The following is a 387-nucleotide window of genomic DNA, read 5'->3' as shown; positions in this document are numbered from 1 at the left end:
CAGGACAACAGACTTCCGTTTTCGCATCACCATCATGCGGTGCCGGCAAAAGCATAGAGCAGTTGCTCGCGCTTGGCGAGCATCTCCACTGATCGCCCGCAAAGGGGAAAATCCACTCCAGCCTGAGTTGCAGGATGGTGGCTAAAGTCGAAGTAAACGCTCACGAAGACTGCAGTCTGCTGATACGAAGTCGACTCAGCTGCAATCATGGCCGTCGCAGCCGGCTGCCCATCAGCACTTACAATGGTCAACCTCCCCAGCCGCCGCCGCTCGAGCCGCCGCCCCCCATAGTGGGGATTACAGGCGGGGGAACGGTTTCGTCCTCAACCGGCTTGACGACTTTCTTGGTGACGACCTTTTTCTGCTGGAAGACCTTCCGCGGAGGGG

1 protein-coding gene is annotated in these 387 nt (G+C 58.7%); it reads right to left on the bottom strand.

Annotated elements, in window-relative coordinates:
* Positions 1–32: 32 nt before the first annotated feature.
* On the bottom strand, positions 33–251 hold the full coding sequence (locus EOB49_RS34825; RefSeq protein WP_127383555.1) for a hypothetical protein: 219 nt from the start codon (positions 249–251) through the stop codon (positions 33–35).
* Between the last annotated feature and the right edge of the window lie 136 nt (positions 252–387).

The sequence above is a fragment of the Mesorhizobium sp. M7A.F.Ca.MR.148.00.0.0 genome (assembly GCF_003997735.1).
Classification (GTDB): domain Bacteria; phylum Pseudomonadota; class Alphaproteobacteria; order Rhizobiales; family Rhizobiaceae; genus Mesorhizobium.
The sequence above is the reverse complement of the archived record's forward strand: the minus strand, read 5'-3'. Positions and strand labels throughout refer to the sequence as shown.